Genomic DNA, 22,736 nt, shown 5'->3' with positions numbered 1-22,736 from the left:
CCCCCCGCCCGGCCCCGAGCCGCCCTGCTCGCCGTGCCCCCAGTCCGAGCGGGGAGCCGCACAGCCCCCCGCCACCAGGCCACTCGCGGGCCCGAGCCGCCCGGCCATCCGCCCGCCCCGCCCGTGCCCCCGCCCGATCCGGAGCCGCGCAGCCTCCCGGCTACGCGGCCTCCCGGCCGCCCCGCCTCCGCCCTCGCCCGGGCCCGGGCCGCCCGGCCCCCCGCCCGGCCCTCCGCCCGGCCCCCCGCTCGGCCCCGCGCCGCCTGGTCCGCGACGGGTGGCGTGCCTGGTGCCGGCCGTGCACCGGGGTGGGCGTTCCGGGCCCCGCACCCACCCGGCCGGGGGCGCAGGGGCGGGGCCTCCGGCCGTGCACGGGGCGAGCGTTCCGGGCCCCCACCCGCCCGGCGGAGGCGCGGGGGGCGGGCCTTGATAATGGGCGGATGGCAAGGAACAAGCGGCGCGGGCGGGCAGCGGGGCCCGAGGCCGTCGTCGAGACCGTGGCCGGTGGGGTCGCCGAGCTCGTACCCGACCCGGAGCGGGCGAGGGCCTGGACCCTGCTCATCGACGGGGCGCCCCAGTCGCATGTGGACCTGGACGAGCCCGCCCGCCTCGGGTTCGCCTACCAGCGGCGGCTCGGCCACGTGGCCGACCTGGTCGCACCGCCGGGCCGGCCCCTGCGGGTGGTCCACCTCGGTGGCGGTGCCTTCACGCTCGCCCGGTACGTCGCCGCCACCCGGCCCCGCTCCACCCAGCAGGTCGTCGAGGTCGACGCGGCCCTGGTCCGGCTGGTGCGCCGGGAGCTGCCGCTCGACCCCGCCGCCCGGGTCCGGGTGCGCGACGCCGACGCCCGTGCCGGGCTCGGCAAGGTACCGGACGGCTGGGCGGACCTGGTCATCGCGGACGTCTTCAGCGGCGCCCGCACCCCCGCGCACCTGACCAGCACCGAGTTCCTCACCGAGGTGCGGCGCGTCCTCGCGCCCGGCGGGCACTACGCCGCCAACCTCGCCGACGGGCCACCGCTGGCCCACCTGCGCGGCCAGATCGCCACCGCGGCGGCCGTCTTCCCCGAGCTCGCGCTCGCCGCCGACCCGGCCGTACTGCGTGGGCGCCGCTTCGGCAACGCCGTACTCCTCGCCTCCGACACGGCCCTGCCCGTCGCGGAGCTGACCCGCCGGGTCGCGACCGATCCGCACCCGGGCCGGGTGGAGCACGGGCGGGAGCTGGCCGACTTCACGGGCGGAGCGGCCGCCGTCACCGACGCGAACGCCAAGGACTCACCCGTACCGCCCGCCTCCGCGTTCCAGTGAGGCGAGCGGTGTCGTTGCCCACCGTCCGCGTGGTGGGCGGGGCCTTGCCGGAAGGGGAACGCCGAGGCGAGAATCGGCCAATTGTCCCCTGTGGTGGAAAGAGGACACCATGAGTACACATGTCCATGTGCGGGTGCACCGGGGTATGGGCGTCTCCGACAGCGGTGAGCTCATCGAGCACTACCACTGCCGCTGCGGTGCCACCTGGACCAAGTCGTACCGGGTCGAAGAGGACTGAGCGCTCAGCGCTCGTCGATCTGGACCATGGGCGCGTGGTCGTGCCACGTGCAGAACACGTCGATCTCCTTGCCGTCCCGGCTGAACGTCACGCGGATGTACGTCGGCTGCTTCCACACCTGCATCTGCCAGCCGGACGCGGGGGTCGCCGACACCAGCTCCGCCGATGATTCCCCCATGTCGAAGGCGACCCGGCCGCCGTCGACGGTGTAGCTCCTCACCTCGCCGCCGTTCGCGGTAGGCGCGCTCGACGCCGGGGCCGGAACCGGCGCCGGTGACGACGGACGCGACGGGGTGACCGGCGGCCTGCGGCCCGGAGCGGGGGAGGTCGTCGCCGGGGGCGGCGTGGGGCTCGGCGTGGGGGAGGCCTGCGGGCGCCGCGTGGCGGAGGCCCGCGGCGACACGCTCGGGGCCGTGGCCGGGCGGTCGGCGGTGATCGGCAGGGCGCGCGGCGGGTCGTACGCCGTCCCGGCCATCACCGTGTGCACGCCCCACCACGACAGAGTGACCGCCGCGCCCGTGGCGAGCGACCACGCCATGGCATGTACGAGTCCTCTACGCATCCGGGCCATCCTGCACCACCCGCCCCGAAGGTCAACACCGGTCCCCCTCATTCCGCCGTATGGCGTACGGTGCCGCCCATGGCAAGTGTGCTCGTGGTCGAGGACGACCAGTTCGTGCGCTCCGCCCTCATCCGGCACCTGACCGAGGCCTCCCACACCGTACGGAGCGTCGGCACGGCACTGGAGGCGCTGCGCGAGGTCGCCCATTTCCGGTTCGACGTCGTCATCCTGGACCTCGGACTGCCCGATCTGGACGGGTCCGAGGCGCTGAAGATGCTGCGCGGCATCACCGACGTACCGGTGATCATCGCGACCGCGCGGGACGACGAGGCCGAGATCGTACGGCTCCTCAACGACGGCGCCGACGACTACCTCACCAAGCCGTTCTCGGTGGAACACCTGTCGGCCCGGATGGCCGCCGTGCTGCGCCGTTCCCGCGCGACCGCCGGCGAGGCGCCGCCCAGCAGCGTCCTGCGGGTCGGCGGGCTCACCGTCGACCCGCTGCGGCGCCAGGCGGAACTGGACGGGGTACGGCTGGACCTCACCCGCCGGGAGTTCGACCTGCTCGCCTTCCTGGCCGGCCGGCCCGGCGTGGTCGTCCCGCGCAAGGAGCTGCTCGCCGAGGTGTGGCAGCAGTCGTACGGGGACGACCAGACCATCGACGTCCATCTGTCGTGGCTGCGGCGGAAACTGGGCGAGACCGCCGCCAAGCCCCGGTACCTGCACACCCTGCGGGGCGTCGGCGTGAAGCTGGAGCCGCCGCGGTGAGGGGCGCACCCCCGGCCGCCGGGCCGCCGACGACCGCGATGACCGCGCCTCCGCCGCCCCCGCCCCCGGCGGGCGGCCACCCCGGCGCGGGCGGAGCAGCGAGGAGCGGGCGGTGAGGTGGGCGCTCGTCAAGGTGGCGCTGGCCGTCACGGTGATGGTCGTGGTCGCGTTCGCCGTGCCCCTGGGGCTGGTCATCAAGGAGATGGCCCGCGACCGGGCGTTCACCAACGCCGAACGGCAGGCCGCCGCCATCGGCACGTCCCTGTCCATCACCACCGACCGCGCCCAGCTCGACCGGGCCGTCGCCTCCACCCAGGCGGGAGCCGCCGGGCGCCTGGCCGTCCACATCCCGGCGTCCCCGGGCGCCGCTCCCATGGAGATCGGTCGTGGCCGGGCCACGGCCAAGGACCTCGCCACCGTCCAGCGCGTACCGCGGGCCTCGACCACCGAGGTGCCCGGCGGTTACGCCCTGCTCCAGCCGACCGCCATCAGCACCGGCCAGATCGCGATCGTCGAGGTGTACGTCCCCGAGGGGGAGGTCACCAACGGCCTGACCACCGCGTGGCTGATCCTCGCCGGTGTGGGCGTCGCGCTGGTCGTCGGCTCGGTCGCCGTCGCCGACCGGCTCGGCGTCCGCATGGTGCGGCCCGCCCAGCGGCTCGCGCACGCGGCCCACGAACTGGGCGAGGGCAGGCTCGGTGCCCGCGTGCCCGAGGACGGGCCCACCGAACTCAAGTCCGCCGCCGTCGCCTTCAACTCCATGGCCGACCAGGTCGTCCAGCTCCTCGCCAACGAGCGGGAACTCGCCGCCGACCTCTCCCATCGGCTCCGCACGCCCCTGACGGTGCTGCGCCTCAACGCCGCCTCGCTCGGCGACGGGCCCGCCGCCGAGCAGACGCGGGCGGCCGTGGAACAGCTGGAGCGGGAGGTCGACACCATCATCCGCACGGCGAGGGAGGCCAAGCCGCAGACCCAGGCGACCGGCCCCGGCGCCGGGTGCGACGCCTCCGGAGTCGTACGGGAACGGATGGAGTTCTGGTCGGCGCTCGCCGAGGACGAGGCCCGCAAGGTGCGCCTCGCGGGCGTCGACCGCCCCGTACGCATCCCCGTCGCCCGCCCCGACCTGGTGGCCGCGCTGGACGCGCTGCTCGGCAACGTCTTCCGCCACACCCCGGAGGGCACCGCCTTCTCGGTGGACGTCCACAACGGTGACGACGCCGTCATCATCCTCGTCTCGGACGCCGGGCCCGGGATCGCGGACCCGGAGGCCGCCATGACGCGCGGCAACAGCGGGGCGCGGGACGGTTCGACGGGGCTCGGGCTGGACATCGTGCGCCGGGTCGCCGAGTCGACCGGCGGCGACGTACGGATCGGGCGCTCGGTCCTCGGCGGCACGGAGGTCCGCGTCTGGATCGGGCTGGACGGGCGGCGCGGCCCGGCGGAGGGGCGGGGTCGCGGGCGCGGGCACCGGATGAGGCGCCGGCGGCGGGCCCAGCATTAATCGGCTCCCATGGGTTCCTTAAGCGGAGCCTAAGATCCTCAGCCCCGGCCCGATAGCGTGCATTTGTCCGTCTCCGGCCCGCTAGCGTCTGCCGCACCACCAGCACCCGCTCGCCTTCACAGGGGCGTTCGCCGCCCGCAAGCAGCCACCCCTCCAGCGCTCCGGCCGGGTCGCCCCCCACCCGGCCGGAGCGCGCCCCATCCCGGACCTGCCCTCACCCCTTCACCGCGCCCTGCATGATGCCGCCGACGATCCGGCGGCCGAAGAACACGAAGACCAGCAGCAGCGGCAGGGTGCCCAGCAGGGCGCCCGCCATGATGACCGACTGGTCGGGGATGTAGCCCCTGCCGAGTCCCGTCAGCGCCACCTGGACCGTGGGATTGCTCTGGGTGAGGGCGATGATCGGCCAGAAGAAGTCGTTCCACGACATCACGAACGTCAGCATGGCCAGAACCGCCATCGCGGGCCGGGCGGCCGGGAAGACGACGTGCCACACCACCCTCAGACCGCCCGCCCCGTCCACCCGGGCCGCCTCGACCAGCTCGGTGGGGAGCGCCGTCACCAGGTACTGGCGCATGAAGAACACCCCGAAGCCGCTCACCAGGGCCGGCAGGATCACGGACTGGAGGCGGTCGGTCCAGGACACCTCGGCGACCAGCATGAACAGGGGCACCACGCTGAGCTGCGGAGGCACCGTCATCGTGCCGATCACCAGCAGCAGGAGCGCGTCCCTGAAGCGGAAACGCAGCTTGGCGAAGGCGAAACCGGCGAGCGTGGAGAACAGGACCGTGCCCGCCGCGACCGTGCTCGCCACGATCGTCGTGTTCAGCAGCGCCGTGCCCATGTTGGCGTCGCTCCAGGCGACACCCAGGTTCTCCAGCAGGTCGTCGCCGAACCAGAAGGGCGGAGGGGTCCGCGCCAGCCGGCCGCTGCTGCCGGACGCCGCGATCGCCGTCCACACGAGCGGGAACAGCGACACCACGGTGAGCACGGCCAGCGCGGCGTACGTCAGCAGCCCGCCGCGTGACCGGTGGGGACCCGCGGACGTGTTCATCGCGCCCTCCTCCGGTACGCGCCCAGGAGCGCGACCACCGCCCCGGCGAGCAGCAGGATCAGGAACATCGCCCAGGCGATCGCCGAGGCGCGGCCCAGGTGCAGGTTCACCCAGCCCTGCTCGTACAGGTAGAGCCCCAGCGTCTGGAACTGGTGGTCGGAGCCGCCCGTCGCGCCCGCACTCCCGTTGAACAGCAGCGGCTCCCCGAACAACTGGAGGGCGCCGATCGTCGACACGACGCATGTGAACAGGATCGTCGGCCGCAGCGACGGCACGGTGACGTGCACCAGCTGCCGCCATCGGGAGGCGCCGTCCAGAGCCGCCGACTCGTACAGCTCGCCCGGGATCGCCTGCATCGCGGCCAGGTAGATCAGCGCGTTGTAGCCCGTCCACCGCCAGATGACGATGGTGGACACCGCGAACTGCGAGGTCCACGTGCCGTTCTGCCAGTCCACCGGATGGACGCCGACGAGCCCGAGCACCCAGTTGGCCAGCCCGAAGTCCCTGCCGAAGATCAGCACGAACACAAGCGTCGCGGCGGCGACGGAGGTGGCGTACGGGGTGAGGGCGACGACCCGGAAGAACGTCGAGCCGCGCAGCCGGCAGTGGAGCAGATGCGCGATGCCCAGCGCCATCAGCAGCTGCGGCACGGTGGACAGCAGGCCGATGGTGACCGTGTTCCTCAGCGCGTTCCAGAAGAACTCGTCGGTGAGCAGGCGGGAGTAGTTCCGCAGCCCCACCCACTCCATGTCGGTGGGCGCGGTCAGCTCGACCCGGTGCAGCGAGGCCCAGCCCGTGTAGAGCAGCGGGAAGAGGCCGAACGCGGCGAAGAGGACGAAGAACGGCGCGATGTGCGCGTACGGGCCCCACCGCGCGGCCCACCGGTGCCCGCGGCCGCGCCACGCGGTCCCCGCGGCCCCGGCCGTGTGCCGCGGGGGCGCCGCGGGGGCGTTCGTGGTGGTGGTCTCGCTCGCCATGGCGGTCACAGGTCCAGTGCGTTGTCGATGGTCCTGACCGCCGCGTCCCAGCCGTCCTCGGGCCGCCGGCCCTTCTGGTCGACCTGGAGCATCCCGACGTCGGCCAGGTTCTGCGCGATGACCAGGTCCTTCGGGCCGAGGATCGTGACCGGGACGCCCTGGGCGGCGCGGGTGTAGATCCGGCCGATCGGGGCGTCGCCGAAGTACGGGTGCCGGGCTCCGGCGACCGCCGGGAGGGCGTGGGCGGCGGACGCGCTCGGGAAACTGCCGCGCCGCTGGAACAGCGTCGCCTGCTGCGCGGGAGCCGTCAGCCAGGCCGCCAGCCTCGCCGCCTCGGCGCGGTGCCGGCCGGACTTCGGTACGACGAGGAAGGAGCCGCCCCAGTTGGCGGGCCGGGGCGCGGCCGCCACGTCCCACCTGTCCGCACCGGCCGGGCCGGCCTTGTCCTCGATGTAGCCGAGCATCCAGGCGGGGCAGGAGACGGTGGCGAAGGTCCCGTTGGCGAACGCCTGGTCCCAGGAGGGCGTGAACTGCTGGAGCCGGGCGGTCAGGCCCTCGGTGGCGAACGAGGCCGCGATGTCCCAGGCCTCCCGTACGGCCGGGTTGCTCTTGTAGACGACGGTGCCGTCCTCGTCGTAGTACCGCCGGGCGGTGCCGCCGGTGATGGCGGACAGGACGCCGGACGCCGAGTCCACGAAGGAGGTGCCCGCCGGAGCCCTGTCCCGGTACCGTTTGCCCGTCTCCAGGTACCCGCGCCAGTCGCCCGCCCACAGCCTGCCGACCGCGTCCCGGTCGGTGGGGAGCCCGGCCCTGGCGAAGAGGTCCTTGCGGTAGCAGACGGCCTGCGGCCCGATGTCGGTGCCGAGACCCACCGTGCGGCCGTCGCGGGTGGTGGCCTGCCGCCACTTCCACGGCAGGAAGTCCTCCCGGCGCACCCCCGGTGCCCGGCCCAGGTCCTCCAGCCTGTCCGCCTGGGTGGCGGTGACCTCAGCGATGTTGATGGCCTCGACGGCCTGGATGTCGGCGAGGCCGCTGTCGCTGACGAGGTGGGTGAGCAGCTGCGGGTAGTAGTTCTCGTTGCGCTGGATGGACGACTGCTTGATCACGACGTCCTTGTGGAGCCTCATGTACGCGTCGTAGAGCCCGGCCTCCTCGTAGCCGAACGACCCGAAGAGCCCCACGGTCAGGACGGTCCGGCCGGCCGGGTCGCCGCCGCCCCGGCCGCAGCCGGCGGCCGGAGCGGCGGCGACCGCCACGACGGCCGCGAGCAGCAGGGCCCGTCTGCGGAACCCGCGGATGAGTGCGCGCATGAGCCGATTGTGTACGCAACCGGCGGCGCGACGCGCCGGGGCCACGGCGCCGGACCGGGGCCCCGGCCTGCCCGCCGGTGCCGGTTACGCCCCGTCGAGGGCGGGCAGCTCACCGGAACGGGCCACGCCCGCGTACCAGTTGGCCGTCGACTTCGGCGTACGCGCCTGCGTCTCGTAGTCGACGTGCACCGCGCCGAACCGTTTGGCGTAGCCGTACGCCCACTCGAAGTTGTCCAGCAGCGACCACAGGAAGTAGCCGCGTACGTCCGCCCCGTCGGCGATGGCCCGGTGCACCGCCTCCAGATGGCCGTGCACGTACGCGACGCGCCGCGGGTCGTGCACCGTACCGTCGGCACCGACCTCGTCCTCGAACGCCGCGCCGTTCTCGGTGATCAGCAGGGGCAGCCCCGGGTTCTCGCCGGCCACCCGCAGCAGCAGGTCGTACAGGCCGGTCGGGTCGATCGCCCAGCCCATCGCGGTGCGCTCGCCGGGCGGCTGGTGGAAGGCGACGTCCTCCGACCCGGGCCACGGTGAGTAGGCGCTGGCGCCGTGCCCGTCGTTGCGCGGTGCGGCGTCGCCCTCGCGGGCGGCCGCCACCAGGGTGGGCGTGTAGTAGTTGATGCCCAGGCTGTCCAGGACCTGGTTGGTGTCGGTGAGGTCACCGGGGCGGACGAATCCCCAGTCGGTGAGGTGGGCGGTGTCCCGCAACAGGTCCTCGGGGTAGGCCCCCTTCAGCATCGGGCCCAGCCAGATCCGGTTGCCCACCGCGTCGATCCGGCGCACCGCGTCCAGGTCCCCGGGAGCCGAGGTGAGCGGCCGCAGTTCGTGCAGGTTGAGCGAGACGGACGTCTCCGCGCCCGGCGGCAGCGCGGCGCGCAGCGCCTGGACGGCCAGCCCGTGCCCCAGGTTCAGGTGGTGGGCGGCGCGCAGGGCGGCGACCGGATCGGTGCGCCCCGGGGCGTGGACGCCGGAGCCGTACCCGAGGAAGGCGGTGCACCAGGGCTCGTTGAGCGTGGTCCAGCGCCCGACGCGGTCCCCCAGCGCGCGGGCGACGATCCCGGCGTACTCGGCGAACCGCTCGGCCGTGGCGCGGTGCGGCCAGCCGCCCGCGTCCTCCAGTTCCTGCGGCAGGTCCCAGTGGTACAGCGTCAGCACCGGCTCGATGCCGTGCGCCAGCAGGTCGTCCACCAGTCGGCGGTAGAAGTCCAGACCCTTCTGGACGGCCGGACCGCGCCCGGTCGGCTGCACGCGCGACCAGGACACGGAGAACCGGTACGCGGTCAGCCCCATGTCCGCCATGAGCCGTACGTCGTCATGGAACCGGTGGTAGTGGTCGACCGCCACATCACCGGTATGGCCCTCGAAGACCTTTCCGGGAGTGTGCGAGAAGGTGTCCCAGATGGACGGGGTTCGGCCGTCCTCGGCCGCCGCCCCCTCGATCTGGTAGGCGGCGGTGGCGGCTCCCCACAGGAAGCCGGGCGGGAACCGGCGGGTGGCGGTGAGCGGCAGGGAATCGGACGCGGTCATACGGGAACGCTCCCAACGCAGAAGAGGGTGCAGGGCGGTGTGTTCGGTCATTTACGGGATCGGCCGTGCGCGGTCAGCTCTTGACCGCGCCCGAGGTGATGCCCCCCACGATGTGCTTGCCGAGCAGGGCGAAGACCAGCAGCAGCGGCAGGGTGGAGATCAGCGCGCCGGTGAGCACGATCGCCTGGTTGATGGTGTGGTTCCCCGAACCGAGGCCGGCGAGCGCCACCTGGAGGGTCGGGTTGCCGTCCGGCGTGAGCGCGATGAAGGGCCAGAAGAAGTCGTTCCAGGCCTGGACGAAGACGAGCATGCCCAGCACGGCCATGGCGGGCCGGGCGACCGGGAAGACGACGTGCCAGATGATCCGCAGGCTGTGCGCGCCGTCCACGCGCGCGGCCTCCACCAGCTCCACGGGCAGCGCCTCCAGCAGGTACTGGCGCATGAAGAACACCCCGAACGCGGCCACCAGCGAGGGCAGCACCACGGACTGGAGCTGGTCCACCCACCCCAGGTCGGTGATGATCCGGTACAGCGGGATGACGCTGAGCTGCGGCGGGATGGTCATCGTCGCCACGACGAGGGCCAGCAGGACGTTCCGGCCCCGGAACGGCAGCTTGGCGAAGGCGAAGCCGGCGAGCGTGGAGAAGAGCACCGTGGACGCCGCCACCAGACCGGCGACGACCGTGGTGTTGACCAGCGCCTCGGCCATGTTCACCTGGTTCCAGGCGAAGGTCAGGTTGTCGAGCAGGTGCGGACCCGGCAGCAGCGGCGCCGGGGCCTCGACCACGCGTTCGCCGGTGTGCGAGGCGGCGACGAGGTTCCAGTACAGCGGGAAGAGCGAGACCAGGGCGGCCAGTCCCAGCAGGACGTACGTCAGCGGGCCCGCGTGGTGCTGGCGACCCGCCGTCTGCTTGATTCTCACGAGGTCTCCCTGTTCAGGCGGGCGACGAGCAGCCGGGCCGCGCCGACCAGCAGCAGGATCAGCAGCATCACCCAGGCGATGGCGGACGCCTGCCCCAGCGCCCCGGTGATCCAGCCCTTCTCGTACATCAGCAGGCTCAGCGTCTGGAACTGGTTGCCGCTGCCGCCGCTGACCCCGAGGCTCCCGCCGTACAGCATCGGCTCACCGAACAGCTGGGTGGCGCCGATGGTGGAGACGACGATGGTGAACAGGATCGTCGGGCGGATGGAGGGGATCGTGACGCTGATGAACTGGCGCCAGCGCGAGGCGCCGTCGAGCGAGGCGGCCTCGTACAGGTCCTGGGGGACGGCCTGCATGGCGGCGAGGTAGATCAGCGCGTTGTAGCCGGTCCACCGCCAGATGACGATCACGGAGATCGCGATCTGCGCGGGCCACTTGGACGACTCCCAGTCGACCGGCTCGAAACCGACCCAGCCGAGGACGGTGTTGATCAGCCCGTAGTCGCTGTTGAACAGCTGCGCGAAGACGAGCGTCGCGGCGGCGATCGACGTGGCGTACGGAGCCAGCACGGCGACCCGCAGGAAACCCCGGCCGCGCAGCTTGTAGTTGAGCAGGTGCGCCAGGCCCAGCGCCATCAGAAGCTGCGGAACCGTGGAGATGACGCCGATGGTGAAGGTGTTCACCAGCGCGTTCCAGAAGAAGTCGCTGTCCCACAGGCCCGTGTAGTTCTCGAACCCGCGCCACTGCGCCTCTCCGCCCAGCTCCACCCGGTGCAGCGAGAGCCACCCCGTGTAGACGAGCGGGAAGAGCCCGAAGGCCGCGAAGCAGAGGAAGAAGGGCGCGACGAAGGCGTACGGGGTCGCCTTCAGGTCCCAGCGGTAGACGCGGCTGCGCCAGCCACCGGAACCGCGTGGGCCGCTTGGGCCGCGGGTGCCGCGGGACGGCGCGGGAGGCGGAGAGGGGGGCACGGGCGGATCGGGCGGCGACGTGCTGCCGGTCGCCGCACGGGCGGAGGTGGCCACGAGGGCGTCCTTCCAGGCGGGTGCGTGGGCGGGTGTGGAGAGGTGCGGGTGGGTGGGTGCGGTGAGGTTCGGGCGTGCGGGTGCGGGTGCGGGTGCGGGTGCGGGTGCGGGCGTGATGCGTGCGCGTGGGGCGGATGCGGGCGGGTGCGGGTGGCGCGGTGCGGCCCTGATGCGTGCGTGGGTGGGCGTAGGCGCGTAGGCGCGTAGGCGCGTGGGGCGGATGCGGGCGGGTGCGGGTGGCGCGGTGCGGGCGCGTGTGCGGGCACGCCGGTGCGGGCGTACGCCGGATGGAGGCGGCGTGCGCGGGTGCGCGGGTTCCGGCTCCGCTCGTCGCCCCCAGCCGGCGTCCACCCGGTCCGGTCGCCGCCGGTGGCCGCCGACCGTCACCGATCCGCCGCGCCGGAACGGCCCTCCACGGCTCCTCGCCGCCGGAGGGGCCGGCCGGGTGGCCGCCCGCGCCTGCGCGGGGACGCCCCCGTCGTCACCCCGCGGGGGGCGGACGGTGGCCGCCCGGCGGGGGAGCGCCGGGCGGGCCGGACCTCGGCCCCTACTGATCGATCTTGTCGTCGATCAGCTTCTTGACGTTCTCCCAGGCGGCGTCCGGCGAGGTGCCGCGCTGCTCGATGTCGAGGATGCCGTTGTCGGTGATGAAGGTCTTCACCTGGCCGTCGTACCGGCTGACCGGCGCGGGCGTGATGCCGGCCGCCGCCTCCGAGTAGATCTTCCCCACGGGTGTGTCACCGAAGTACGCGATCTTGGCGTTCTGCACCTCCGGCGAGGCGAGCGTCGCCTTCGTGGAGGGGATGTTGCCGTTCACCCCGAAGACCTTGGCGTGCTGCTCCGGGGCCGTCAGCCACGCGGCGAGCTTGGCGGCCTCCTGCGCGTGCTTGCCGGACTTCGGCACGGCGAGGAAGGAGCCGCCCCAGTTGCCCGCGACCGGCGGGCTCGCGATGTCCCACTTGCCCTTGTTGGCCGGCCCCGCCTGGTCCTTGATGATGCCGGTCATCCAGCTCGGGCAGGCGACGGTGGCGAACTTCGAGTTCTTGAACCCGGCGTTCCAGGTGCCCTTCTCGTCGAACTGCCGCAGCTTCGCCGTGATTCCGGCTTGTGCCGCGTCGACGGCGAGGTCCCAGGCCTTGCGCACCCCGGGGCTGTTCTCGTACGCCAGCTCGCCCTTCTCGTCCGCGTACTGCTGCGGCTGGCTGGAGAGCACGGCGTTGAACAGGCCGCTGGCGGAGTCGTGGAAGGCGGTCCCGGCCGGGGCGCTCTTCTGGTAGTTCTTGCCCGTGGCGACGAACTTGGCCCAGTCGCCCGCCCACAGCTTGGCGACCTGGGCGCGGTCGGTGGGCAGCTTCGCCTTGGCGAAGAGGTCCTTGTTGTAGCAGATGGCCATCGGGCCGATGTCGGTGCCGAGGCCGATGACCTTGCCGTCGGCCGTCGTCGCCTGCTTGATCTTCCAGTCGAGGAAGGCGGTGGTGTCGGCGCCGCCGGTCTGCGACAGGTCCACCCACTTGTTCGCCATGGCGGGGCCGATGGCCTCGGCGATGTACCCGACCTCGATGGCCTGGATGTCGGCCAGCCCGCTGTTGCGCGAGAGGCGCAGCTTCAGCGTGTCCCAGTACTTCTGGCCGTCGGCCACGTTCGACTCGACGATATTGATGTTCGGGTTGAGCTTCTCGTACTCGGCGTAGAGCTTGGCGCCGTTCTTGTCGTCGTAACCGAACGAGCCGAACGTGCCGATGCGCAGGGTGATCTTCCCGTCGCCGGTGGCGCCGTCGGCCCCTCCGCCGTCCGTGCTGCAGCCGGTCAGCAGGACCGTTCCGGCCGTCAGCGCCGAGAGCGCCGCGACGGTCGCGGGTCGGGGGCGGCGACGTCCGCCCGTCATTCTGGAAGTGCGCATTCCACTCTCCTCGTCCAGGTGGTGCCGGTGTGCGCGCGCAGGAAGTCCGGGCCGGCTTTCAGCGGCTCGGCGGCGGCCGGGCCGGACAGCGGTGCGGGGCGGTGGGAGCGCTCCCACACCGCCATGCCCGGAAGGTTGCTGCCTGGCGGGGCGGGTGTCAATACATGGGCGGAAAATCGCCGCCCCGGGCGGCGGGGCGGTTGACCCCGGGCGTGGGGCGGGGCGGCCCCGGGCGAGGGTGGCGGCGTGAGGTCGTTTCCTCTACTGTGGGAGCGCTCCCACGCCGCTTGTCGGCACCGGTACTCCCCCTGGGCCGGTCCCAGGGGGCACCCTCTAGGTTGACGGTGACGACAGTCACCACCTCGTTGCGTTCGATGGGAGACCGATGGCGGTGAGCGGACGGCAGACCGGCAGACCCACGCTGGAGGAGGTCGCGGCCCGGGCGGGGGTGGGGCGCGGCACCGTGTCCCGCGTGATCAACGGCTCGCCACGGGTCAGCGACCGGGCCAGGGCGGCGGTCGGCCAGGCCATCGCCGAGCTGGGGTACGTCCCCAACCGCGCCGCCCGCGCGCTGGCCGGCGCCCGTACGGACGCCATCGCCCTGGTGATCCCCGAGACCGAGTCCCGCTTGTTCGCCGAGCCGTACTTCCTCGACATCATCCGGGGCGTCAGCGCCGAACTCGCGGACGCGGACATGCAGCTGCTGCTGACCCTGATCCGGTCCAGCAAGGAGCGGCAGCGGTTCGAGCAGTACCTGTCCGCCCAGCGGGTGGACGGCGTCCTGCTGGTCTCCGTCCACGGGGACGACCCGCTGCCCGACCTGGCGCGGGAACTGGGCGTGCCCGCCGTGCTGAACGGCCGGCGCTCCGCGGGCGAGCGCGTGGCCTACGTGGACTCCGACAACGTGGGGGCCGGCCGCTCGGCCGTCGGCCACCTCACCGGCCGCGGCCGCCGCCGTGTCGCGACCATCACGGGCCCCCTCGACATGTACGTGGCGCGCTGCCGCCTCGACGGCTACCGCCAGGGCGTCGAGGCGGCGGGCCTCCCCGCCGACGACCGGCTGGTCGCCGCCGCCGACTTCACCGAGGAGGGCGGCCGGCGCGCCATGCGCGAGCTGCTGGACCGCTGCCCCGACCTGGACGGCGTCTTCGCCGCCTCGGACGTCATGGCGGCGGGCGCCCGGGGTGTGCTGCGCGAGGCGGGCCGGCGGATCCCCGACGACGTGGCGCTCATCGGCGTCGACGACTCGGCGGTGGCCCGCCTCATGGACCCGCCGCTCACCAGCGTCCGCCAGCCGATAGAGGAGATGGGCCGCCGCATGGCCCGCGCCCTGCTCCAGGAGATCACCGGCCCCGGCCCCGAGCCCTGCCGGGTCGTCCTGCCGACGGAGCTGGTCGTCCGCGACTCGACGTGACGGGACGTCTCCGCCCCCGGCGGCCGTCGGCAGCACCGGGGGCGGAGCTCAAGGAGTGATCAGAGCGCCGGGTGGGCGTTCTTCATCAGCTCCTGGAACTGGGCCGAGAACCAGTGGCCCGAGACCGGGGCGTTCGGCAGCGCGCCGGACATGCTGTTGCCGTTGCGCGGGTTGCCCGTGTACGTCGGGTCGCACATCCGGTCGAAGCCCTTGCCCTCGTCGTTCGGGATGGACCTGCTCGCCCCGTCCGACTCGCCCGGGGGCTTCATCCACACGTAGGCGTCGATGCCCGCCGCCGGAGCCGCCTTCGGGCGTTCGCCGAGACCGGCACCCGCCTGGTTGCACCAGTTGCCGAGGTGGATGCGCCGGTCGTAGCGTCCGCCGTTGACGTACGTGTCGACGTTGGTCGTCGCACCGGGGCCGGACGGCCGTGCCGTGCCGCCCCAGCCGTTGCGGGAGGTGTCGATCAGCATGCCCAGGTTCTGGTCGAAGCCGAGCGAGACCAGCTTGTCGCGCATGGCCTGGGCGTACGACAGCTCGTCGGTGTACCGGTTCCAGTCGACCCACTTCGACTGGCGTACGGACACGCCGTTGATGGAGTCCTCGATCTTGAAGTGGTCCTCCTTCAGGGCGCTGTAGTTGGCGGTGTTGACGATGAAGCCGTGCACCTTGGAGACCGTGGCGCCCTCGGCGGTCGCGGCCTGCTTGAACAGCTCGGCCGACGCGCCGAAGTTGTCGTCCCAGCCGAGCCAGCCGTGGTGACCGGCGTCCACGTAGTTGTAGACGTTGCCCACCGCGCCGAGCTTGTTCAGCGCGTAGCCGACGCCCTTGATGTAGTTGCCGTTCGCCTTCATCACGTCGCAGTTGGGCGTGGCGGTCGGGCGCGGGGTCACGTTGGTGACCAGGTTGGGCAGGGAGTCGATCTCCACTGTGGTGACGATGCGCAGACCCGCGTACTTGGGGTCGGCGAGGATCGCGGCGATCGGGTCGATGTACTGCGTCTTGTACTTGTCGATCTCCGTCGGGCCCAGTTCGCCGTTGGAGGCGAGCGCGGCGCAGTCGCGGCCCGGCAGGTTGTAGATCACCAGCTGGATGGCGAGCTCGCCGGTGCCCTTCTGGCGCAGCGCCTCGTCGAGGTGGTCCCGCAGGCCCATGCCGCCGTTCACGCCGTTGATGGCGGCGGTCCGGTCGAGCCAGACACCGGTCGGCTGGTTGGAGATCCGGTCGCCGCCCGGTTCGGCGGCGGCCTTGGCGGACCACTCGGGGTTCACGTACACCTTGGCGCCCGCGTAGGGGTTGTCGACCCGGTCGCCGGGCGTCGGGTCGGTCGGGCCCGGGCCCGGGCCCGGGTCGGTCGGGCCCGGGTCGGTCGGGGCGCCGTTGCAGGTCACGCCGTTGAGCTTGAACGTCGTGGGCACGGCGTTGGTGCCGCTGTAGGAGGCGTTGAAGCCGAAGGAGGCCGAACCCCCGGTGGCCAGGCTGCCGTTGTACGACACGTTCTTCGCGGTGACCGCGGCGCCGGTCTGCGTGGTGGTGGCGTTCCAGGACTGGCCGACGTGCTGGTCGCCCGCGTAGGTCCACTCCAGGGTCCAGGAGCTGACCGGGTCGCCGGTGTTGGTGACGGTGACGTTGGCGCCGAAGCCGGAGCTCCACTGGTTGGTGACCTGGTAGTCGACCCGGCAGCCCGGAGCGGCGGCGCCGGCCTGGGTGCTCAGCGCGGTGGCGGTGGCGCCGGTCGCCGCCATCAGCGTGCAGGCGGCCAGCAGGGCGGTGCGGCGGCGGGTGGGGGGTGCGGCGGTACTGGTGCGGCTCATGTCCGGTGCTACCTCTCGGTCGTGGGCGCGTGCGCGGTCGGGCGCGCGGCCCGGTGACGGATGCGTGCGGATATGTGCGGGTCGTGCCGTCGTCGCTGATCACGGGTACGGGATGCACGGGCGTGCGGGATCAGGGGTGGTGCGTGCCGATCACGCGTACGGCTTCGCCGGTGTCACCCGCCACGGCGGTGCGTGGCCGGTGAGTGGCGGGAGGGGCGAACGCCGGGCGGCCCGTGCCGCGTTCGAGCGCCCTGTCCTCGGGGCGTACATGCGGGGGTGTCGCATGAGCGACTCCTTGCAGCTCGGGCGCGAACCTGACCATGCGCCGACTGGAATGGAACCGCTCCCACTGGTGCAGCAGACCGTAGCGGCAAGTTCCGTCAAGGAACAGAGGGTTCGTCAAATTTCCTTGTCGATTTTCTTCGACTCTTCAAGCACCTTGACCCCCCGCTCCCGTCTCCCCATAGTGGGAGCGCTCCCACTGGTTCAAGGCTTGTGCACGACGCGTCACACCCGGGCGGACCGTGCTGCTCACGGCCCGCCCCGGACCCCCACGTCCGAGAGGAAGCACCCGTGCGCGGAACGCGAAACCTGCTCCTCGGCCTGGCGCTCGCCGCCGGCCTGTTGACCGCCGCCCCACCAGCAGAGCAAGCCGCGGCGGTGCCCAGGCCGACCGCCGCCTACTCATGGAAGAACGTCCGCGTCGACGGCGGCGGCTTCGTCCCCGGCATCGTCTTCAACCGCACCGAGAAGAACCTCGCCTACGCCCGTACCGACATCGGCGGCGCCTACCGCTGGCAGCAGGCGACCCGGACCTGGACCCCGCTGCTGGACCACATCGGCTGGGACGACTGGGGCCACACCGGCGTCGTCAGCATCGCCTCCGACACCGTCGACCCCGACCGGGTGTACGCCGCCGTCGGCACGTACACCAACGACTGGGACCCCGGCAACGGCGCCGTCCTCCGGTCCGCCGACCGCGGCGCCACCTGGCGCAAGGCCGACCTCCCCTTCAAGCTCGGCGGCAACATGCCCGGCCGCGGCATGGGCGAGCGCCTCGCCGTCGACCCCCACCACAACAGCGTGCTCTACCTCGGCGCGCCCAGCGGCAAGGGCCTGTGGCGCTCCACCGACGCGGGCGCCACCTGGTCGCGGGTCACCGCCTTCCCCAACCCCGGCAACTACGCCCAGGACCCGTCCGACCCCAGCGGTTACGCCTCCGACAACCAGGGCATCGTCTGGGTCACCTTCGACGAGTCCACCGGCACCCGCGGCAGCGCCACCAGGACCATCTACGTCGGTGTGGCCGACAAGGCCAACTCGGTCTACCGCTCCACCGACGCCGGCGCCACCTGGTCCCGCCTGCCCGGCCAGCCCACCGGCCTGCTGGCCCACAAGGGCGTCCTGGACACCGTGAACGGCCACCTCTACCTGGCGTACAGCGACACCGGAGGCCCCTACGACGGCGGCAAGGGCGCCGTGTGGCGGTACACCACCCGCACCGGCACCTGGCAGGACATCACACCCGACCCCCAGGCCTACTACGGCTTCAGCGGGCTGAGCGTCGACCGCCGGCGGCCCGGCACCGTCATGGTGACCGGCTACAGCTCCTGGTGGCCCGACACCCAGATCTTCCGCACCACGGACAGCGGCGCCGGCTGGACACGGGCGTGGGAGTACACCTCGTACCCCAACCGCTCCAACCGCTACACCATGGACGTCTCGTCCGCCCCCTGGCTCGCCTGGGGCACCCACCCCTCCCCGCCCGAACAGACGCCGAAACTGGGCTGGATGACCGAGGCGCTGGAGATCGACCCCTTCGACTCCGACCGGATGATGTACGGCACGGGTGCCACGATCTACGGCACCGAGAACCTCTCCCAGTGGGACAGCGGCGGCAGGATCACCATCCGGCCGATGGTCCAGGGGCTGGAGGAGACCGCCGTCAACGACCTGGTCTCGCCGCCCTCCGGCGCCCCGCTGATCAGCGCGCTCGGTGACATCGGCGGCTTCCGCCACACCGACGTCACCAAGGTGCCGGCCATGATGTTCACCTCCCCGCACTTCACCTCCACCACCAGCCTCGACTACGCCGAGAAGAACCCGAACACCGTCGTGCGCGTCGGCAACCTGGACGCCGGCCCGCGCATCGCCTTCTCCACGGACAACGGCGCCAACTGGTGGGCCGGCCAGGAGCCTTCCGGCGTCTCCGGCGGCGGCACGGTCGCCGCGGCGGCCGACGGCAGCCGGTTCGTATGGAGCCCGGACGGCGCGGCCGTGCACACCACGGCCGGGTTCGGCGGCTCCTGGACCGCGTCGCGGGGCATCCCGGCGGGCGCGACGGTCGAGGCCGACCGCGTCGACCCGAGGAAGTTCTACGGGTTCAAGGCCGGGACCTTCTACGTGAGCACGGACGGCGGAGTCTCCTTCACCGCCGCGGCCACGGGTCTGCCCGCCACCGGGAACGTCCGCTTCCAGGCGGTACCCGGCCGGAGCGGTGACATCTGGCTCGCGGGCGGATCGGCCACGAGTACGTACGGACTGTGGCGCTCCACCGACGCGGGCGCGACCTTCACCCGGCTCGGCGGTGTCGAGCAGGCCGACACCATCGGCTTCGGCAAGGCCGCGCCGGGCGCCACGTACCCGGCGCTCTACTCCAGCGCCGAGATCGGCGGCGTGCGGGGCATCTTCCGCTCCACGGACGCCGGGGCGAGCTGGGTGCGTGTCAACGACGACGCCCACCAGTGGGGCTGGACGGGGGCCGCCATCACCGGCGACCCCCGCGTCTACGGGCGCGTGTACGTGGCGACCAACGGCCGCGGCATCATCTACGGCGACACTACGGGGTCGTGACCGTCGGCCGGGGTGCCGTGGGCATCCCGGCCCCGATGGGGAAGCTCGGGTGCGGGGGCTGGTTGTAGGCGGTGTTCTGCCACGCCAGCCCCGTGCGGTACATGGTGTCGTGCAGCAGCGTCGTGATCCGCGTCGTCGTCCCGTGCGGCGTGGAGTGGATCCGCAGCGCCCGGTTGTCCGACGTACGCCACACGACCTCCTCGCGCCAGTCGCCGAGGATGTCGCCGGACAGCGCCGGGGTCGCCTTGCTGCCGTTGTTGGACGCGACCGAGGCGCCGGTCAGCAGCCGGGTGTCCCCGCCCGTGCCGTACTTGTCGATCCGGGTGCCGTCCAGCAGCTCCCGGGTGGTGTCACCGTCCCACCAGCTGACGAAGTTGACGCTGGACGGCTCACGCCCCAGCGGGGCACCGGTCGCCGAGCGGAGCGTGGTGTCGGCCGCCGACCAGGACTCGGCGCCGGGCGAACCGGCGTACACGTCGGCGGAGACACCGCGGCCGTTGTCGGTGCCCGACGCGGTCTGCCAGAGCACCTGACCGGTCCGGGCGTCGGCCATCCACGAGCCGGGCTTGGAGCGGTCCTCGGACACCTTGAAGTACTCCAGCCCCGCCCGGGCCGGGTTCAGGTCCCCGACGTGCCCGGCGTCACCGTGCCCGAGCCGGTTGGTCCACAGCCCGCCGCCGTTGTCGTCGACGGTCATCGCCCCGTACACGATCTCGTCCCGCCCGTCGGCGTCCACGTCGGCGACGGACAGGCTGTGGTTGCCCTGGCCGTCGAAGCCCCTGCCCGCGTTCGTGGACGACGCCGAGTCGAAGGTCCAGCGGCGGGTGAACCGCCCGTCACGCCAGTCCCAGGCCGCGATCACGGACCGGGTGTAGTAGCCGCGCGCCATGACGAGCGAGGGCCGGGTGCCGTCCAGGTACGCGGTGCCGGCGAGGAAGCGGTCGACGCGGTTGCCGTAACCGTCGCCCCAGGACGCCACGTTGCCGCGCGCCGGTACGTAGTCGACCGTCCCCATGGCGGCTCCGGTACGGCCGTTGAACATCGTGAGGTACTCCGGCCCCGCCAGCACGTACCCGCCGCTGTTGCGGTGGTCGGCGCCGGCGTTCCCGATGGCCCTCCCCGTCCCGTCCACGGTCGCGTCGGCCGTCTTCATGGCGACCTCGGCCTGCCCGTCGCCGTCGTAGTCGTACACCTGGAACTGGGTGTAGTGCGCGCCGGAGCGGATGTTGCGCCCCAGGTCGATCCGCCACAGCCGGGTGCCGTCGAGCCGGACGCCGTCGACGACGGTGTTGCCGGTGTACCCGGACTGGGAGTTGTCCTTGGCGTTGGTCGGCTGCCACTTGAGGACGAAGTCGAGGGCACCGTCCCCGTCCAGGTCGCCGACGGACGCGTCGTTCGCCTCGTACGTGTACGCGACCCCGTCCGGTGTCGTGCCGCCGGCGGGCGGGGTGATGGGTACGTCCCGGTAGCCGGCGCGGAACTGTACGGCGTGTACGGAGTCACCCTGCTCCACGCCTCCGACGACGGCGCGGACGGTGTAGTCGGCGTGGCTGGGCGCGCCGGAGTGGAAGTAGCTGGTCGCGCCGGTGAGGGGCGTCTCGTTCAGCTTCGTACCGGCCCGGTAGACGTTGAACGCCACGGTGTCCGGGTCGGTGGCGAGCCACCGCCAGCCGACCAGGTTGCCCGTACCGGTGTGGACGCTGACGACACCCCGGTCGAGCCGTTCCACCTGCCGGGCGGCGGCGGCTTCCACCGCGCCGGCGGGAGGCGCGTACTGCGCGCAGAGGGCGGCGGCCGTGAGGGTGAGGGCGGCCGTGAGGACCGAACGGCGTCTCGTGCGGGGGATCCGGATGTGCGGGTGGGACACGATGCCTCCTGGGGGGAGAGGGGCCGTGTTGCGTGCCTGACAGTCGCCGCCGCGCGCGGAAACGTTGCCGGACCGTGGGAGGAGAAGCCCGCCCCGCCGCAGGGCGCCGCGAACGCCGGGCCCTCGCGGAGGGCCGGGCGCTGCGTCGAGCGGTGCGGTGCGGACAGCGGTGGTCATAGGTGTCCCCTCTGGGCTGCGAAAGGCGGGGAGCGGTGTTCTACGCGTGAGCGCGGGTGGCGCCCACCAGGATCCGGCCGCTGTACCAACGGCTCTCCAGGTACGCGGCGACTGTCGCCCTCGGTGCCGCGTGCGGCAGCGGATCCAGGCCGACCGCGACCACTGCCTGCGCGCCGGCGAGCACGGCCGCCGTCCACGTCCCCTCCACGGCGACGCTCTTGTCGAACGGGCTCCCGTCGAGCGCCAGGACCACACGGCTGCCGTACGGGAGGAAGCGGTGGTGCAGGCTCGGGACGGCTCCGTCACATGACGGTTCGGACAGGTACAGCGCCGCCGCGGCAAGCCCGCGCCGGTGGCACCCTTGTCGGGCTGTTCCGTGCCGCTTGCCATGGGCGGACCGTGTTCCCGAAGATCGGGGCAAAGATCGAGGGCCGATCCGTGGAAACGGATCGGCCCTCAATCGTTCAGGGTGAGTAACGGGACTCGAACCCGCGACATCCTGGACCACAACCAGGTGCTCTACCAGCTGAGCTATACCCACCACGACCGGTCTTTTTCCCGACCGGCCGAGAAAAAGTGTACAGGGTCCGAGAGGGTGCTCGCTCCCGCCTTTCGGGTGGCCCGGTTACTCGGGCAGGACGTGGCGCGCGGCGATCTGCTTCGCCGTGTCCGAGTCCGGGCCCGGCTGCGGGACGAAGATGGCCTCGCGGTAGTAGCGCAGCTCGGCGATGGACTCGCGGATGTCGGCGAGGGCCCGGTGGTTGCCGGCCTTCTCCGGACTGTTGAAGTACGCCCTCGGGTACCAGCGGCGAGCCAGCTCCTTGACCGAGGAGACATCGACGATCCGGTAGTGGAGGTAGTCCTCCAGCGTCGGCATGTCACGCAGCAGGAAGCCGCGGTCGGTGGAGACCGAGTTCCCGCACAGCGGGGCCCTGCCGGGCTCCTTGACGTGCTCCCGCACGTAGGCGAGGACCTGCTCCTCGGCGTCGGCGAGGGTGGTGCCGCTCGCGAGCACGTCGAGCAGGCCGGAGGAGGTGTGCATCTGGCGCACCACGTCCGGCATGGTCTCCAGCGCCGCGTCCGGCGGGCGGATCACGATGTCCACACCTTGACCGAGTACGTTCAGTTCCGAGTCGGTGACCAGTGCGGCCACCTCGATAAGTGCGTCATCCGTCAGCGAGAGCCCGGTCATCTCGCAGTCGATCCACACCATGCGATCGTTCATGCGTCCTACCTTAGAGGGGCGGCCGCCGGGGGTGCGTCTCCGCACTCCCTCGGCGACCGCTCCTCCACGGCGGTACGCGTGTCCTGTCCCGTCCCCTACGGCGCGCTGCGCTGGCCCGGGAGGGCCGCCCGCCCGCCGCTGAAGGCGTCCGCGTGCTGCCTGCCGTGCTCCGGCGCCGCCGACGTCGCCGTCGGACCGGCCGCGGTGGAGGCCGCGGCCGTCCGGCGCGCGGCCGACGGCAGGTGCGACGGCATCATCGACTCCACCATGGCCGGCGGTCCCGACGATCCGGACGGTC

Annotated in this window: 19 protein-coding genes and 1 tRNA gene; 7 read left to right on the top strand and 13 right to left on the bottom strand. The window is 72.6% G+C overall.

Going from position 1 to position 22,736, the window contains the following annotated elements:
- Positions 1–440 precede the first annotated feature (440 nt).
- Positions 441–1,307 (top strand): spermidine synthase, encoded by an 867-nt coding sequence (locus ABD347_RS03250; protein ID WP_344356058.1) that lies wholly within the window; start codon positions 441–443, stop codon positions 1,305–1,307.
- A gap of 109 nt (positions 1,308–1,416) precedes the next feature.
- Positions 1,417–1,545 carry a hypothetical protein gene (locus ABD347_RS03245; protein WP_344356057.1) on the top strand — a complete coding sequence of 43 codons (129 nt, stop codon included), beginning with the start codon at positions 1,417–1,419 and terminating at the stop codon, positions 1,543–1,545.
- 4 nt (positions 1,546–1,549) lie between these two features.
- On the opposite strand, the gene ABD347_RS03240 is transcribed toward ABD347_RS03245, so the two are convergent.
- The gene (locus ABD347_RS03240) at positions 1,550–2,116 is read right to left on the bottom strand and encodes a hypothetical protein (RefSeq protein ID WP_344356055.1); all 567 of its coding nucleotides are present in this window, start codon (positions 2,114–2,116) and stop codon (positions 1,550–1,552) included.
- A gap of 69 nt (positions 2,117–2,185) precedes the next feature.
- Here ABD347_RS03240 and ABD347_RS03235 point away from each other — a divergent pair, with 69 nt between their 5' ends.
- Positions 2,186–2,875, top strand: a complete 690-nt coding sequence (locus ABD347_RS03235; protein WP_344356053.1) for a response regulator transcription factor — start codon at positions 2,186–2,188, stop codon at positions 2,873–2,875.
- Positions 2,876–2,987: 112 nt separating this feature from the next.
- Positions 2,988–4,376, top strand: coding sequence for a sensor histidine kinase (locus ABD347_RS03230; protein ID WP_344356051.1), 1,389 nt, complete (start codon positions 2,988–2,990; stop codon positions 4,374–4,376).
- A 214-nt stretch (positions 4,377–4,590) separates the two neighbouring features.
- Here ABD347_RS03230 and ABD347_RS03225 read toward each other — a convergent pair whose 3' ends face one another.
- The 7 genes from ABD347_RS03225 to ABD347_RS03195 all read right to left on the bottom strand — a co-directional run bounded on the left by ABD347_RS03225 (position 4,591) and on the right by ABD347_RS03195 (position 13,088).
- The gene (locus ABD347_RS03225) at positions 4,591–5,430 is read right to left on the bottom strand and encodes a carbohydrate ABC transporter permease (RefSeq protein WP_344356049.1); all 840 of its coding nucleotides are present in this window, start codon (positions 5,428–5,430) and stop codon (positions 4,591–4,593) included.
- Positions 5,427–6,407, bottom strand: coding sequence for a carbohydrate ABC transporter permease (locus ABD347_RS03220; protein ID WP_425575570.1), 981 nt, complete (start codon positions 6,405–6,407; stop codon positions 5,427–5,429). The genes ABD347_RS03225 and ABD347_RS03220 overlap by 4 nt, the downstream gene beginning before the upstream one ends.
- Positions 6,408–6,412: 5 nt before the next feature.
- Positions 6,413–7,717, bottom strand: a complete 1,305-nt coding sequence (locus ABD347_RS03215; RefSeq protein ID WP_344356045.1) for an ABC transporter substrate-binding protein — start codon at positions 7,715–7,717, stop codon at positions 6,413–6,415.
- Positions 7,718–7,801: 84 nt separating this feature from the next.
- Positions 7,802–9,244 carry a GH1 family beta-glucosidase gene (locus ABD347_RS03210; protein ID WP_344356043.1) on the bottom strand — a complete coding sequence of 481 codons (1,443 nt, stop codon included), beginning with the start codon at positions 9,242–9,244 and terminating at the stop codon, positions 7,802–7,804.
- A gap of 73 nt (positions 9,245–9,317) precedes the next feature.
- Positions 9,318–10,166, bottom strand: coding sequence for a carbohydrate ABC transporter permease (locus tag ABD347_RS03205; protein WP_344356041.1), 849 nt, complete (start codon positions 10,164–10,166; stop codon positions 9,318–9,320).
- The gene (locus tag ABD347_RS03200; protein ID WP_425575559.1) at positions 10,163–11,188 is read right to left on the bottom strand and encodes a carbohydrate ABC transporter permease; all 1,026 of its coding nucleotides are present in this window, start codon (positions 11,186–11,188) and stop codon (positions 10,163–10,165) included. Before ABD347_RS03200 ends, ABD347_RS03205 begins: the two co-directional genes overlap by 4 nt.
- A 547-nt stretch (positions 11,189–11,735) precedes the next feature.
- Complete coding sequence (locus ABD347_RS03195) at positions 11,736–13,088, bottom strand: ABC transporter substrate-binding protein (protein WP_344356039.1); 1,353 nt, start codon at positions 13,086–13,088, stop codon at positions 11,736–11,738.
- A gap of 385 nt (positions 13,089–13,473) precedes the next feature.
- On the opposite strand from ABD347_RS03195, the gene ABD347_RS03190 reads away from it, so the two are divergent.
- On the top strand, positions 13,474–14,502 hold the full coding sequence (locus tag ABD347_RS03190) for a LacI family DNA-binding transcriptional regulator (protein WP_344356037.1): 1,029 nt from the start codon (positions 13,474–13,476) through the stop codon (positions 14,500–14,502).
- A 59-nt stretch (positions 14,503–14,561) separates the two neighbouring features.
- Here the strand turns inward: ABD347_RS03190 and ABD347_RS03185 are convergent, their stop codons facing one another.
- The gene (locus tag ABD347_RS03185; RefSeq protein WP_344356036.1) at positions 14,562–16,316 is read right to left on the bottom strand and encodes a glycoside hydrolase family 6 protein; all 1,755 of its coding nucleotides are present in this window, start codon (positions 16,314–16,316) and stop codon (positions 14,562–14,564) included.
- Positions 16,317–16,889: 573 nt separating this feature from the next.
- Here ABD347_RS03185 and ABD347_RS03180 point away from each other — a divergent pair.
- Complete coding sequence (locus tag ABD347_RS03180; protein WP_344356035.1) at positions 16,890–19,169, top strand: xyloglucanase; 2,280 nt, start codon at positions 16,890–16,892, stop codon at positions 19,167–19,169.
- Here the strand turns inward: ABD347_RS03180 and ABD347_RS03175 are convergent.
- From ABD347_RS03175 to orn, 4 genes are all read right to left on the bottom strand, one after another.
- On the bottom strand, positions 19,156–21,036 hold the full coding sequence (locus ABD347_RS03175) for a rhamnogalacturonan lyase (protein ID WP_344356034.1): 1,881 nt from the start codon (positions 21,034–21,036) through the stop codon (positions 19,156–19,158). The genes ABD347_RS03180 and ABD347_RS03175 overlap by 14 nt on opposite strands.
- A 217-nt stretch (positions 21,037–21,253) precedes the next feature.
- Positions 21,254–21,466, bottom strand: a complete 213-nt coding sequence (locus tag ABD347_RS03170; protein ID WP_344356033.1) for a hypothetical protein — start codon at positions 21,464–21,466, stop codon at positions 21,254–21,256.
- 215 nt (positions 21,467–21,681) lie between these two features.
- Positions 21,682–21,754 (bottom strand) — tRNA-His (locus ABD347_RS03165).
- A gap of 84 nt (positions 21,755–21,838) precedes the next feature.
- A complete protein-coding gene (orn, locus tag ABD347_RS03160; protein WP_344356031.1) occupies positions 21,839–22,438 on the bottom strand; it encodes an oligoribonuclease in 600 nt (199 codons plus the stop codon).
- 78 nt (positions 22,439–22,516) lie between these two features.
- Here orn and ABD347_RS03155 point away from each other — a divergent pair.
- The coding region (locus tag ABD347_RS03155; protein ID WP_344356029.1) for a hypothetical protein at positions 22,517–22,736 on the top strand (220 nt) is incomplete at its 3' end.

The organism is Streptomyces gobitricini (assembly GCF_039532985.1).
GTDB classification, from domain to species: domain Bacteria; phylum Actinomycetota; class Actinomycetes; order Streptomycetales; family Streptomycetaceae; genus Streptomyces; species Streptomyces gobitricini.
This window is presented reverse-complemented; position numbering and strand designations above follow the sequence as displayed.

Excerpts from the sequence above, each read along its gene's own strand:
- ABD347_RS03250 (WP_344356058.1), top strand. The coding sequence starts at position 441 with ATGGCAAGGAACAAGCGGCGCGGGCGGGCAGCGGGGCCCGAGGCCGTC.
- ABD347_RS03245 (WP_344356057.1), top strand. The coding sequence starts at position 1,417 with ATGAGTACACATGTCCATGTGCGGGTGCACCGGGGTATGGGCGTCTCC.
- ABD347_RS03240 (WP_344356055.1), bottom strand. The coding sequence starts at position 2,116 with ATGGCCCGGATGCGTAGAGGACTCGTACATGCCATGGCGTGGTCGCTC.
- ABD347_RS03235 (WP_344356053.1), top strand. The coding sequence starts at position 2,186 with ATGGCAAGTGTGCTCGTGGTCGAGGACGACCAGTTCGTGCGCTCCGCC.
- ABD347_RS03225 (WP_344356049.1), bottom strand. The coding sequence starts at position 5,430 with ATGAACACGTCCGCGGGTCCCCACCGGTCACGCGGCGGGCTGCTGACG.
- ABD347_RS03220 (WP_425575570.1), bottom strand. The coding sequence starts at position 6,407 with ATGGCGAGCGAGACCACCACCACGAACGCCCCCGCGGCGCCCCCGCGG.
- ABD347_RS03215 (WP_344356045.1), bottom strand. The coding sequence starts at position 7,717 with ATGCGCGCACTCATCCGCGGGTTCCGCAGACGGGCCCTGCTGCTCGCG.
- ABD347_RS03210 (WP_344356043.1), bottom strand. The coding sequence starts at position 9,244 with ATGACCGCGTCCGATTCCCTGCCGCTCACCGCCACCCGCCGGTTCCCG.
- ABD347_RS03195 (WP_344356039.1), bottom strand. The coding sequence starts at position 13,088 with ATGCGCACTTCCAGAATGACGGGCGGACGTCGCCGCCCCCGACCCGCG.
- ABD347_RS03190 (WP_344356037.1), top strand. The coding sequence starts at position 13,474 with ATGGCGGTGAGCGGACGGCAGACCGGCAGACCCACGCTGGAGGAGGTC.
- ABD347_RS03185 (WP_344356036.1), bottom strand. The coding sequence starts at position 16,316 with ATGAGCCGCACCAGTACCGCCGCACCCCCCACCCGCCGCCGCACCGCC.
- orn (WP_344356031.1), bottom strand. The coding sequence starts at position 22,438 with ATGAACGATCGCATGGTGTGGATCGACTGCGAGATGACCGGGCTCTCG.